Annotated in this window: 15 protein-coding genes and 1 pseudogene; 5 read left to right on the plus strand and 11 right to left on the minus strand. The window is 41.0% G+C overall.

From position 1 onward, the window contains the following. Nucleotides 1–253, plus strand: a pseudogene (locus E6139_RS16435) (hypothetical protein); the annotation flags it as partial. Continuing rightward, nucleotides 175–600 (plus strand): hypothetical protein, encoded by a 426-nt coding sequence (locus tag E6139_RS16440; protein ID WP_316404385.1) that lies wholly within the window; start codon nt 175–177, stop codon nt 598–600. The pseudogene E6139_RS16435 and the gene E6139_RS16440, both read left to right, overlap by 79 nt. Before the next feature lie 345 nt (nt 601–945). Here E6139_RS16440 and E6139_RS16445 read toward each other — a convergent pair whose 3' ends face one another. Together E6139_RS16445 and E6139_RS16450 are read right to left on the minus strand one after the other, a co-directional pair. Then, complete coding sequence (locus tag E6139_RS16445) at nt 946–2,247, minus strand: Sapep family Mn(2+)-dependent dipeptidase (protein ID WP_316404386.1); 1,302 nt, start codon at nt 2,245–2,247, stop codon at nt 946–948. A gap of 32 nt (nt 2,248–2,279) precedes the next feature. Next, nucleotides 2,280–3,011, minus strand: coding sequence for a GntR family transcriptional regulator, LSA1692 subfamily (locus E6139_RS16450; protein ID WP_316404388.1), 732 nt, complete (start codon nt 3,009–3,011; stop codon nt 2,280–2,282). A 266-nt stretch (nt 3,012–3,277) separates the two neighbouring features. Here E6139_RS16450 and E6139_RS16455 point away from each other — a divergent pair, with 266 nt between their 5' ends. After that, nucleotides 3,278–4,006: an epoxyqueuosine reductase QueH gene (locus E6139_RS16455; protein ID WP_316404389.1), complete on the plus strand. Its 729-nt coding sequence runs from the start codon at nt 3,278–3,280 to the stop codon at nt 4,004–4,006. Nucleotides 4,007–4,245: 239 nt separating this feature from the next. After that, the gene (locus tag E6139_RS16460; protein WP_316404391.1) at nt 4,246–6,327 is read left to right on the plus strand and encodes an LTA synthase family protein; all 2,082 of its coding nucleotides are present in this window, start codon (nt 4,246–4,248) and stop codon (nt 6,325–6,327) included. Between the two features lie 64 nt (nt 6,328–6,391). Here E6139_RS16460 and E6139_RS16465 read toward each other — a convergent pair whose 3' ends face one another. From E6139_RS16465 to E6139_RS16500, 8 genes are all read right to left on the minus strand, one after another. After that, the gene (locus E6139_RS16465) at nt 6,392–7,189 is read right to left on the minus strand and encodes a Cof-type HAD-IIB family hydrolase (RefSeq protein WP_316404392.1); all 798 of its coding nucleotides are present in this window, start codon (nt 7,187–7,189) and stop codon (nt 6,392–6,394) included. A gap of 10 nt (nt 7,190–7,199) precedes the next feature. Beyond that, a complete protein-coding gene (locus E6139_RS16470) occupies nt 7,200–7,598 on the minus strand; it encodes a hypothetical protein (protein ID WP_316404393.1) in 399 nt (132 codons plus the stop codon). Continuing rightward, nucleotides 7,576–8,505, minus strand: coding sequence for an AraC family transcriptional regulator (locus E6139_RS16475; RefSeq protein ID WP_316404394.1), 930 nt, complete (start codon nt 8,503–8,505; stop codon nt 7,576–7,578). The genes E6139_RS16470 and E6139_RS16475 overlap by 23 nt, the downstream gene beginning before the upstream one ends. 296 nt (nt 8,506–8,801) lie before the next feature. Next, nucleotides 8,802–10,373, minus strand: a complete 1,572-nt coding sequence (locus E6139_RS16480) for an IS1182 family transposase (RefSeq protein ID WP_316404395.1) — start codon at nt 10,371–10,373, stop codon at nt 8,802–8,804. 149 nt (nt 10,374–10,522) lie between these two features. Further along, complete coding sequence (locus E6139_RS16485) at nt 10,523–11,122, minus strand: short chain dehydrogenase (RefSeq protein WP_316404397.1); 600 nt, start codon at nt 11,120–11,122, stop codon at nt 10,523–10,525. Nucleotides 11,123–11,138: 16 nt separating this feature from the next. Beyond that, nucleotides 11,139–11,558: a cysteine hydrolase family protein gene (locus tag E6139_RS16490; RefSeq protein ID WP_316404399.1), complete on the minus strand. Its 420-nt coding sequence runs from the start codon at nt 11,556–11,558 to the stop codon at nt 11,139–11,141. Nucleotides 11,559–11,745: 187 nt separating this feature from the next. Next, nucleotides 11,746–11,934 (minus strand): CsbD family protein, encoded by a 189-nt coding sequence (locus E6139_RS16495; protein WP_316404401.1) that lies wholly within the window; start codon nt 11,932–11,934, stop codon nt 11,746–11,748. A gap of 75 nt (nt 11,935–12,009) precedes the next feature. Continuing rightward, the gene (locus tag E6139_RS16500) at nt 12,010–12,189 is read right to left on the minus strand and encodes a hypothetical protein (RefSeq protein WP_316404403.1); all 180 of its coding nucleotides are present in this window, start codon (nt 12,187–12,189) and stop codon (nt 12,010–12,012) included. Between the two features lie 74 nt (nt 12,190–12,263). Here E6139_RS16500 and E6139_RS16505 point away from each other — a divergent pair, with 74 nt between their 5' ends. Further along, the gene (locus tag E6139_RS16505; protein ID WP_316404405.1) at nt 12,264–12,443 is read left to right on the plus strand and encodes a hypothetical protein; all 180 of its coding nucleotides are present in this window, start codon (nt 12,264–12,266) and stop codon (nt 12,441–12,443) included. Nucleotides 12,444–12,480: 37 nt separating this feature from the next. Here E6139_RS16505 and E6139_RS16510 read toward each other — a convergent pair whose 3' ends face one another. Then, entirely contained in the window at nt 12,481–13,059 is a 579-nt protein-coding gene (locus E6139_RS16510; protein ID WP_316404407.1) for a dienelactone hydrolase family protein, read from the minus strand. Nucleotides 13,060–13,116: the final 57 nt, after the last annotated feature.

A 13,116-nucleotide genomic window follows, 5' to 3' on the forward strand; every position in this document is an offset into this window, starting at 1 on the left:
ATCCACTCGCTACGCAACAAGCTATACCTTGTACCGCAGCACAACAAACAACATCAATAATGCGACTGCGATCAATGTGAATGGCAACCAAAGCGGTTCTGAAATGTCTTATACAGACGATTGCTTGAACCAATGCACGACTTACTACTACTGGGTAAAAGCGAACTACGGTCAATGGAGCAGCTGGGGAGCCCACAATGGGGATCAAGCTGTGCGACAACACTTAAGAAAAAAGAAATTGGCAAAGGCTTGAATGGTTGGATCAAGAATATTGTTAAATGCGGTTGTATCCCAACCCGTTACTATGGAGCACAAATTTTCTTAGGAACGCAACACCCGAGCAAGCTAGATTACACGAAAGTGAACGTATATTGTAAAACTGGCACGAATCCACACGGAACCCCTTATAAGACGATTGATGTTCGTTATGCGAAGTATATGAATGGTCCTTACGGAAAAGGATATTACATTGATCAATCATATAGCCCGTATTACACAAGCAAAGGAAGCTACTGGTTTGCAGTCCAAGCAGTTGGAATGGACAATGGTAAGGAAATTACTGGACCGATCGTAGAGATTAACGGGATCGTCTTTAAATAATATATTTAGTATCCGTTTGTCGTTTAAGTTCGGAGGGTAAAAAAGTATTTTAAAAATAAAGAAAGAGCCCGTTTTTGATCTATCCGAAAACAAGATCGTCCAAAAAAAGCTGACTCATGTCTTTATAAGAAAAATAGAAATAACCGCCCAAACTTATAAAGTTTAGGCGGTTATTTTGGTTTTAGTTAAGATCAGTCGCTAGGTTCCCCCACTCTTTAACATATTCGGGGACATTGTCTGGAAGGAGCAACGAACTAGCGCTATTCACCGCTAGTCCGACCCTTAGTCTTCTTTTATCATCATATATGTGAATTTAATTTTGTTAAGTACCTTTGTTTTGTTCATCTACTCAATCAACTTCAACATCGCCTGCATATAGATATCCATGTTTAGTAATAAATCTTCTTCATCCATATATTCGTCTTGATTATGGGCGATCCCCTTCTGCCCCGGAAAAGAAGGACCAAACGCGACGATGTTTGGAACAAAACGGGCATAGGTTGCTCCCGTAGTCGTTACAGGTGTGCCGTCCAATCCGGTTACTTCTTCATAAATAGCGGATAATGCTTGAACGTTAGGATCTTCCTTTGGAAAATGGCTGCTTTCGATACGACGAACAACCGTCAAACGGCTCTTAGGCGGCAGATGTTTTTCCAGCGCTGTCGTTACTTCTGCTTCCGTAACTGAAACAGGGTAACGGATAGCGAGTGACAGTGACAGTTGATCATCTTTCTTGATTAATTCATAGGGTGTAATCATTAATTTACCACTGTCAGCATCTAAAAAATCAATCCCTAGCCCTTCACCATAATGCTGCTCAGCTAAACTTGCCACGATCCACGAAAAGTATTCAGCAAGCTTTCCTGATAGTGCCTGCTCCTGCAAAATCTTCTCCGCCAACAACATAATAGCATTCTCTCCAAGCTCTGGTGCATTGGAAGGGGCTCTTTTACCAGTTACGCTGACCTTCTTATCGTCAATAGTCACAGACAACTCATCAGGCACATGATCCCGCGCTTGATCGCCGATGAAATCGCCTAACCTTTTCAGTTCTTCTTCTGACAGTGGCGTCAGAATCTCGTAATTGACAATCCCGCGTTCGCCGTAAACGATGGGATATTTACAATCAGGAGTGAAGCCGAATTGTGGTGCTTTTTCTTCACTTAAGTACAGCGGAATGTCTCCACTGCCGCTTTCTTCATCCGTACCGAAAACGATTCGAATCGTTTTATTGATTGGCAGATTCAGATCCTTCAACAATTTTAAACCAAATAGACACGATAAGATCGGTCCCTTGTTGTCTAGGATTCCGCGCCCATAGAAGCGCTGATCCCTTTTACTTAATTTGAATGGCGGAAACGACCAGCCTTCACCAGCTGGTACAACATCCAAATGACCGACCACACCGATATAATCTTCGTCATCGCCCCATTGCGCATAACCCACCGCATCATTGACGATCGCTGTTTTAAAGCCGTATTTTTGAGCTAATGCTATCACTGTTTCTAATGCGGCTTTCGGTCCGGTTCCAAATGGTGCATTTTTCGCCGGCGTCCCCTTAACACTTTCAATTTGCATCACTTGATCAAGATCCTGATAAAACGGTTCTTTATTTTCTTCAATCACTTGTTTAAAATCAATTGACATGAGAAGCCTCCTAGTTTCAATACGAGCAATTTTTATTTTCCATATCGCGTAAGTGTCGTCTTAAATACATAGCGATCTGAACGATAGTAGGAAATATCGTAAAAGATCGGCGTCGCATCTAAGGCGTAAGTCACTGAAAAAACCTGAAGTAACGGATCACCCATCGGAACATCCAATAATTTTGACAGCTCCGGTTTGACTAAAATAGCTTCCACTTCTTGATGTGAATAGGCGATTTCCGTCTTTTCTTCCAATAATTTGAATAAAGAGCCGCTAAAGTCTTCTGCTGTCAGTCCTTTGACATAATACTCAGACAAATAAATCTTCTCCACGGTCATCGGTTCGTCATCTAATATCCGCCGCCGTACCAGCTCATAGATTGGGTGGTCTTCTTCTAATTGAAGCGCATCCAGAATTTCTTCTGAGGGTTCACTGACTTTATGAAATGAAATCACTTCTGTGCTGCTGGTTTTTCCATAGGCCTTCGCGGCTTCGGTAAACCCCTGCAGGCCGGAGCGTCCGCTTTGGATTTTTGGCTGCGACATCACATAGCTTCCTTTGCCGCGTCGTTTCACCAAAATATTTTTGCTAATCAGATCATCAATGGCTTTACGAATCGTCAAGCGGCTGCAGTCGAACTCTTTTGCTAGATCGTATTCAGATGGTAATTTCTGTGAGCTGACATACACACCATCATGGATTCGTTTTTCGATCTCAGCGGACACTTGATCAAACTTCGCTTTTGTTGTTTTCTTATCTTCCATAATTTCTCCCTTTCCGAATGTTTATCTCTTTATTAACGAAGCAATCTTCAATTTCACTATACTGATTCTTGATCTGCTTGGCTAGATGAACTTTTATGATTACCCATCCGGTATATACCTTCCAGTATATACTATATCGAGAAATTAAGATAATTCAATCATTTTCCACTTTTTTTACCCGGCTTACAGACAATTCTAATCTTTTTGAACCCTATCTAACCTTTCTTTCTAAAACCCTCTCGCTTATAATATCTTCAGGTGATTTTATGAATACTATCGATGCAACGGAAATCGTTGAAAAAATGAACAATCAAAAAATAAATTATGATCGTGTGCTGCACAAAATGATTCAATCGTGGGAAAAACAAGACGTGCGCCCGCGCATTTTGATTCATTCATGCTGCGCACCCTGCAGTACATATACCTTGGAATTTTTGACCCAGCATGCAGATGTAACGATCTTCTTTTCGAATTCCAACATCCATCCAGAAAGTGAATATCAGCGGCGAGTTTTAGTCCAAGAAAAATTTATCAATGACTTTAATGCGTCGACGGGCAATCAGGTCAATCTGATCATCGACGACTACAAACCCAATGAGTTCATTCAATTGATGCAGCAAAAAGAGCTAACCGAAGAACCGGAAGGCGGCAAACGTTGTACTGCCTGCTTCAATATGCGGCTGGATTTGGCGGCTAAGGAAGCACTGGAACGCGGGTATGATTATTTCGGCAGCGCGCTGACGATCTCCCCGAAAAAGAACAGCCAATTGATCAATCAAATCGGCATGGATATCCAAAAAATCTACAACACTCACTACCTGCCGAGTGATTTCAAGAAAAATTCCGGCTACCAGCGTTCGATCGAAATGTGCAAAGAATACGATGTCTATCGTCAATGCTACTGTGGCTGTGTGTTTGCCGCGAAGCAACAAGGCTGCGATCTGAAAACCATCAACAAAGAAGCCAGAGCCTTTGTTAAAGAACATCAGAAATAATTAACAGAGCATAGAAATAGTTGTCGATAAAAGATAGTCCAAGCTCAAACGCCGAGTTTGGATTTTCTTTTTCTATGAATTTAAGACAAAAATTCAAAATCAATAGTAAATCTAGCCTTTTGCCATTGACCATTGCTTTTTTTATGATATTTGCTGTCAACATTTATGATAGCCTTTACACGATAGCGGTTTCTTCGGTACAATTAACTAATTAAAAGCTGATTAAGAGAGGTTCTTTTATGATCAAACACAAATTGAATTCACGATTCGGCTTCTTTCTACTACTGACCGTCTTGTTATGGGCAAAAAATCTGTTTGCCTATTTTGTCGATTTTGACTTGAGACTGGATAATGCGCTTCAAGTCTTTATCCTGCTGATCAATCCAGTGGCAACGACCATGCTCTTTTTATCAATCTTTTTATTTATTCGAAGAACACGAGCCGCCTACATTACAGGCTATCTCATCTATTTACTATTGAGCATCCTGTTGTTTGCGAATGTCGTTTATTATCAGGAATTTACGGATTTCTTGACGATTGATACGATCCTAGGTGCGGGAAAAGTCGCCAGCGGACTTGGTGAGAGTGCAATTCGTCTATTCCGACCCCATGATATTTTGTACTTTCTGGATTGTATCGCTGTATTGGCTGCCCTGCTTTTAAAGAAATTTCCTCTGAACATCCAACCGGTTCGGGCAAAACTGGCTTTTACGACAACGGTACTCTCGTTGCTATTTTTAGCGGGAAATATTGCCTTAGCGGAAACAAGTCGCCCCGGTCTGCTAACTCGAACATTTTCTAGAGATTATTTGGTGAAATACTTAGGGATCAATGCCTATACCGTTTATGACGGCGTCAAGACCTACCAAGTCTCACAAATTCGGGCGCAGGCCAGCCCTAATGACATGGAAGTTTTAGCGGAGAAATTGAAGCAGCAGCCGAAAGAAAAAGATTCCACCACTTTCGGGATTGCCAAAGATAAGAACATCATCTATGTGCATTTAGAAAGTGCCCATCAATTTTTGATCGACTACAAGGTGAAGGATGAAAACAGTGTGGAGCATGAAGTGATGCCCTTCGTGAATAGTCTGTACCACAGTCAAAGCTCCTTTAGTTTCGACAATGTTTACCATCAGGTCAGTGCCGGTAAAACCAGCGATGCTGAGACACTATTGGAAAATTCACTATTTGGATTGAACCAAGGCTCACTCTTTTCACAATTAGGCGGAAAGAATACCTTCAATGCCGCACCTGCGATTTTGGATCAAAAGCTCGGCTATACAACGGCCGCTTTTCATGGAAATGCCGGCAACTTCTGGAATCGCAATGAAACGTATAAACGATTCGGCTATCAGCATTTCTTTGATTCAAGCTACTATAAATTAAATGATGAGAACTCCTTCCAATATGGATTGCATGATAAGCCTTTTTTTCAGCAATCAGTGAAATATTTGGAACATTTACAGCAGCCATTTTACGCGAAGTTTCTAGCAGTCTCCAATCATTATCCTTTTTCGGAATTACCAGAAGCGGAGAATGGTTTCCCTAAAGTAAATACGGGCGATTCGACCATCGATGGATATTTTGCCACGGCAAATTATACCGATACCGCCATTAAAGAATTCTTTGATTATCTGAAAGCCAGCGGACTCTATGATAATTCCATGATCGTGCTTTACGGTGATCATTACGGCATTTCCGATTCACGAATTGAGGATACTAAAGAATTGTTTGGCAAAGAGGATTGGACGACCTTCGACACCATCGAAGCGCAAAAAGTTCCTTTGATCATCCATATTCCTGGACAAGAAAAAGGCTCCGTCAATCATACTTACGGCGGTCAGATCGACGTGCTACCTACTCTGTTGAACTTGATTGGCTATGATCCAAGCGATTTGATGATGCTAGGGCACGATCTGCTTTCTCCCAACAGAGAAGAATTGGTCGCTTTCCGAAATCGCGATTTTGTTACAAAGGAATACTCGTATCACAAAGGCGATGCCTATGATAACGAAACGGGGGAACTGCTGAACTTTAGTCGGCCGGAAGTGCTTGAAGAAGCCAAAGAAGTGAAAAAGAAGGTCGATGAACAGCTAGATGCCTCTGATCAGATCAATAATGGCGATCTATTGCGCTTTTATTATGACAGCGGCCTCAGCCCAGTCAAAACAGAACAGTTTGACTATAAGAATTCGGTCAAAACCTTGAACAGCATCGAGAAAAAACTGGGGGACAAATCCACCAGTATCTATTCCAAAAACGGACGGCAGTCAACAGAAGAACTGTACAAGACAAAATCCTTCAAGGAATATGCCGAATAAGCGAATAAATAGCAAAATGCGAAAGCAGTTTGATTAGACTGTTTTCGCGTTTTTTCTGATTTCCTTAGTCAAGGATTTTTTCTAACACCTGCAGCACCCCAGCATCATCATGAGATGGTGCCTGATTTTTCGCAGTTGCCAAAACTTCGGGACTGCTTTCTTTCATGGCATAGCTATGTTTCGTTAGAGCCAGCATCTCTAGATCGTTGTTGGCATCACCAAATGCGGCCAGCTCGTTAGCGGCGATTCCCCAGCCATCCAACAGCCATTGGATCGCGCTGCCTTTGGTAATGCCGGGGATTATGATGTCGATACTGCCGTGTCCGCTAGATACCGCGGTGATTTTCCCAGCGAAGGCTTTATTTAAGTCATCGACCACCTTTTCCGTTTGTTCGATCGGCACATCTAGGGCAAATTTTACGATGTCATCTTCTGGCAAGTCTGCAAAGCTAGCGAGTTCCTTCAATTGGAAATAGTAAAGAGCGGAGAATTCCTTGAAGCGTGGCGTCGCGCTTTTCAACATATAGGCTGATTTCATGCCACAAACGACCACCTCCAGCTCATTGGATTCGGCTTGCAGGAACGACAACAATTCTTTTACTAACTCAGGTGAAAAATGCTTTTCTCTTAAAACTTCCTGATCTTTAATGACGATTGCCCCATTTTCTGAGACAAAGGTAATAGCTGCTTCTTTTCCAGGGAAAAAGGATTTCAACTGAAAATACTGATTCCCGCTGGCAACGATAAAACGTACACCGTTTTCCTGCATCCTTTGAAAGACCTTCTCGAAACGTTCGCGATCATACTGCCCTTTTGAATCTAAGAATGTTCCATCCATGTCTACCGAAACTGCTTTAATCATATGAACCCTCCTACTTTTTTTCTAGCTTGATCAACTGTGCCAATACATTCAACTGAAGTTCAAAATTTTGCCGCGCTTTTTTATTTTCTGTATCTAAAATAAAGCCGCAGGATAAATTCAGCAGCGCCGCCAACATCAAAAAGCCCGCGGTGATCAAAGTCGGCATCCGATCCACCAATCCTGTCCGAAAATATTCCAAAAAGACCGGAATACCGAAAATCACAGCTAACACTGCTAAAATTGCCGACAACACGCTGAAAAACAATAATGGACGATAGTCTTTGAATAATTGAAAAATCGTCTTAATCACCCGTATCCCATCTGAAATCGTGTTCAGCTTCGAATCACTGCCTTCTGGACGATCACGATAGTCCACTTCAACATTTTTAATGACGAAATTCTTGTCCAATCGATTGTTCCTCTTTTCTTTGATTTAGTCGATATATTTTAGGGGTTTGGTTGAACCGCTCCTTGAACAGCTTCCCAAAATAGCTGGGATTTTTAAATCCGCACTCTTGAGCAATGCGATCGACTGTCCAATTGGTGTTCAGCATGAAGGCGACAGCCATTGACATCCGATAATCATTGATATACTCCATCGGCTTCTTTTGGGTAAAGCGGGCAAAGATCCGAAAACATTCTGAACGACTGATGCCTGTATGCTCACAGATTGTCTGGATCGTAATGCGTTCCATATAATTTTGCTGAATGTAGTTCATCACAGCCCTGATTTCTTTTTCATATTTATCTGAACGTTTATTCAACGAGGTTTTTTGCTGCTGGACTAAATGGAGAAACAGTTTTTCCCAGACCACACTTAGCTTGGAAAGTACTCGTAGTTCATAACCAATACCTGTTTCAACCGACGCCAAATCCATCAAGGCTGCCTGCATTGTTTGACCTATTTCACTATCCCCTTCAAACTTTTTCCCGAGAAATCTTTCATCGCTTAACGTCTGAAAATACTTCTGATAGATTGCCCCCGCACTCCCGCCGGTCAAAATATCCGGGGAAAAAACGATCGTCAGCATCTCCGCCGAGGATTCCTGTTCTCGTAACGCAGCGCCGTGAAGACTGTTGGAATAGACGATCATGCTGTCGCCTTCGTTTAATGTAAAGTGTTGATCGTTCAGCCGATAATCCAGTGTCCCCTTCAGCATCACATTCATTTCAATCGTCTCATGCCAGTGATAATTGAGGATTTGTCCCACCGTCTCATTGAAATGATCCTGCCAAATACCGAAGGGAAAGGCGTTGTCAGGAAATTCCATTAATTCTTTCAAGGTGCTGTCTAAGTGTAGTGTTTTCGCTAGCACATCATCACATCCGAAACTATTTTTATAGTATATACAAATATTATAGACTATATACTGAAATACTGAAACTATTTTTTTATAAATAGAAACCGCGTTTACTAGCTAATTCGTTTCTTGGTATTAACTTTTTCAAAATCATAAAGTTCGTTTGTTTCTCATTACGCATACGATTCCACTAATTGCGCTAAAGCGCAAAGTGGAACTCGTAAAAAGAGGCTGTGACATAAGTCAATGTGATTAGCTATAAGAAGTTGGCTCCATGAAATCATTCACTGATTTCATGGAGCCAACTTTCTTTATGTTTTTAGCGTCCCGAGACGTTTCATTGCCGCTAACTTTCTCATATTTAATGCCATGATAAGAATGCCTGTCTCTTTTTTCACCTTCTCCATCCCTCGAACATGGTATCGAGAGAAATGCAAACAAGCCTTCATCCACCCAAAAACTGGCTCTACGTCAATTTTTCTTTGTGCGTAGATTTTTCCATTTTCAGGTTCTGAAAGCAAGGTGCGTTGTTTTGCTTTAAAGTATTCTAGCGAAGGATTGACTTTTATGATGCGTGTATTGCCCCCTTGGGTCAACGCTTCTGGAATCACTTCTTTGTTTTCAGTATATTTTTCTGCTTTGTATTCTTTGAAGTCTCGAACAAACCCATCGACTTTATCTGTATCTGTTCTGTATGCATTGAAATTGAAACGAACTCCTTTTGGATCAAGGTAATAATCCTCTTGTTCGTTATACGTCCAATTCATGACTTTTCGTTCGTCCGATTGCCATTTCTTACTTTGTTCTTTTAGCATCGTAGAGTAAGGAATGAATGCAGTATGATTCGGTAGTTCATCTTCAAGATACCGATAATTTTGTTCTGAGCCATATCCGGCATCCGCCACAATATACCTAGAAAGTCGCCCCGCTTTGTCCATTTTTTCTATAAATGTTGGGAATGTTTTCGTATCTGTTGGATTCTGATAAACATCATAATCCAGAATGAACTGATTACTGGTAGCTATTTGAAGATTGAACGAAGGTTTTAATTGACCATTACGCATCGGATCTTCTTTGACACGCATAAAGGTGGCATCTGTATCTGTTTTTGAATAACTATTACGGGTCCCACAAATAGCGAAGCGCTGTTGGTGATCGGCCATTTTATCACGACGCTCGCTTAGTTTTCGTTTTTGTGATTTTAATGTACGACGTTGTTGTTTGGCTGGATTCGGTGAAACATCTTTAGTTTGAATCACTTCTTGATCCAACTCTTCTAGTCGTAATTCTAATCGTGTAAGGACTTCATCTAACCCATCTAATGTGAGTGAGGTTGCTTCAGGAATATGACTCGCCAAATGCGCTTCTTTGAGTTCAGACATCAACGTGACAATCTGTTCACGATTCATTTTGTCGTATTTAATCGTACTCTTTTTCCAAACAAAACTGTATTTATTGGCATCTGCGAGAAGTTTCGTTCCATCAATAAAAATCGAATCATTAATCAATTGTCTTTCTCGAAGATAATGAATTAACGAATCAAGTCCTTTTTCAATCAACGCTTCTAACTCATTAGATACACGAAAACGTGCAATGGTTCGATAAGTAGGCATCTGTTCTTGCATCAACCAGCGAGCCGGCAGGCTTTCTTCAGCTAATTGTTCAATTTTCCGACTGCTAAATACACTCCGCGTATAAGCAAACAGAACCAATTTTAACATCGCACTCAAATCATAATTCCGAGGACGACCAAAAAGATAAGGTTCGTTGATTTCAAGGGATTCGACGAGTTCATTGATAAACCAAGCGGTGCTATCTTCTTTTGGAATGTAAGAAGTTGTGATATCTAAAGTGAGTTGATTCATGTTATAATTTGTATGCATGATTTTGATCCTTTCGGGGATTGAATGATTTAGAGTACGGGCGTCATCCTGTACTCTTTTAGTTTACCCAAAAAAGCCAGTGAAATGAACGAATTTTCGTCATTTCACTGGCTTTTTATTTAGAGACTTATGTCACAGCCTCTTTTTTTCTAATAAACTTGATATTCCTGACCGGTTTGTTTACCTTCTACGCTTTTAACATACGCCATCGCTACTCGTTCAGCCGGTACTGGGACAAAGCCTTTGAAGGAATCTTGGTAGTTGTCATAGGACTCTACTAAGACATTCGGGCTGACGCAATTGATCCGAATTCCTTGTGTGAAATCAATCGCGGCGGATTTTACAAAGGCTGCGACACCGCCGTTCGCCATTGCGGCCGAAGCTCCGCCAGGAATCGGATCATCCTTCATGATACCGGTGGTCAGTGTGATACTGCCGTCCCGCCGTAAATATTTTTGCCCGATCAATGCGAGATTGATCTGACCTAACAGTTTGCTTTGAACCGCCACCATGTTATCTTCTGGTATCATTTCTTCGATTAATTGAAATTTAGCGGCTCCCGAAGCATTCACGATCGCATCGACATGGCCGACCTTTTTGAACATTGCTTCAATGCTCTCTGTCGATGTCAGATCCACGTTCACGTCTCCGCTGGTTCTGCCGGCAATGATCAATTCATGATTATCTTTCAATTTTTCAACGACCGCTTGACCGATCGTTCCTTTACCGCCAACTACTAAAATACGCACAATGATTCGCTCCTTTTTATTTTTCTATATATTCTTTGGTGATCATCGTCGTGACCCCGACATTTTCCAGCTTCTTATTCCAGATGTTTTGCATCGGCTTAAGCACAGAATCATGAGCATCCGAAATCAAGGTCACCGGAAAATTTTCTGCCAAAGCCCCTTTACAAGTGGCTTGGACACAGGCATTGCTCATCAAACCTACCACCACAAACTCGGCAAAATCATGTTCAAAGAGCAAGATTTTAAAATCTGGAGCCTTGAATGTATTCATCTGCATTTTCGTGACTGTCAGATCATTCGTATTACGATGTAATTTTTGCGAAAGCTCGCCATACCTTACTTTTTTGATAAAAACAATTGGCAAATGCTCTTTATGAAAATGGTCGATCAACGCATTCACATTCTCCACGAGCCGCTCTTTCCCGATCAGCGGCACCAATGTTCCTGTTTGGAATCTACCACCAACAACGCAGTTTGCGTCACTTCAACCCCACCTTTTACTTTTCTTTCTATTATATAGTAGTCGTGACGTTTTTTGGAATAATACTTTACAAAAAGAAGCCGAACAATCCCCTTTACTATCGAAATTGGATAGTAAAGAATTGTTCGGCTTCCCACATTCATTAGTCTTCTTTTTCTTTGTCGATCTTTTTGTTGATCTTACCAGCTACATCATCCGCTGTTTCTTTTGCTTTGTCCTTGGCTTTACCGAAGCCTTGTTGGATTTTACCTTTTAATTCTGTTGTTTCATCGTCGGTAACTTTTCCTTTTGCTTCGTTCACTTTACCTTTTAGTTCATCGTTGTTTGCCATAATAAACCCTCCCTCATATGATAAAATAATCACTATTGTTTCTAAATTAATTTTACCACCCGAAAAATTGGAAGGCTAAAAATCTGCTCGCGAGGCTAACAGACTTTCTGCTTGTTTAATTTCCTGTTTTAGCGATTTGATTCGCTCTTCTTTTAATTTACTGGAAAAATCTAATTGCTTTAACCGCTCCAGTTCAATTTTCGCTGCGGCTAATTCAGTTTTCACCTCAGATAGAACGCTTTCATTTATCTCCATTGTATATTTCCTCCCAAGCATCACGCACCGACCATCAATTAATTCTATGCTACACTGCTTTTGAGGTGAAGTAAATGCGAAACACATGGTTGCAAGAGCAATTAGCCGAAATTTCAGACGAAAAATATCAATTTATCGTGGCTGAAGCGGTCAAATATATTGAACAGCTGGAAGACGACAACGAAAGTTTGCAGGTCGCGCTGGAGGGCAATATCTGGAGCCCAAAAAAATGGAACGAAAAAGCAGAGAAGTAAGCCGAAATTTGTTGGCTGCTTCTCTGCTTTTAGATTATTAGACAACTGAATTGAAGAATTCAAGAATTTCCGTCTGTGCTTTTTCTGTCATATCTTGAATGTAGTTTGATGAAAAAGGGTCTAGAAATCCATGATCGGCCTCAAACAGCTGGACGATAGTATTCTGTTTTTCTCCTAACTCTGTAACTAGTTTCTCTACTGAAAAAGTAGTCTCTTGAGCAAACAGCAGCAACGTCTCACACTTTGGCACGATCTGGAGATGATCTCTGATACGTGAACCGTAACAGGCGATTACGCCACTGCATTCAACTTTTCCGCTGCAAAGCCAAGCTAATGTTCCGCCACCACTATAGCCTAAGACAAAAAGTTGTTCGTGAAGCTTGGATAACTGCTCAATATATTCAAAAATGTATGACGTCATTTTTGAATAATCCTGAGAATAATAATAGTCATAAGCCTGTTCAGCTTCTTGATAGGAAAATGCTGGACGCTTCAACAGATTTGGACAATAGACGGTAAATCCGGCTTTTTCAAAATATTCGCTTTGCTCCATCATAAAATCATTGATCCCGTAAATTTCATGAAGAAGTACAATGGCTCTGCTGATAAAAATCACCTACACTTTTAGTCCATTTTAGCAAATTAGAGGAAAAGATGAGCGATTTTCTAAAAA

The sequence above is a fragment of the Enterococcus sp. genome, from assembly GCF_032555305.1.
In the GTDB taxonomy this organism is placed as follows: domain Bacteria; phylum Bacillota; class Bacilli; order Lactobacillales; family Enterococcaceae; genus Enterococcus_A.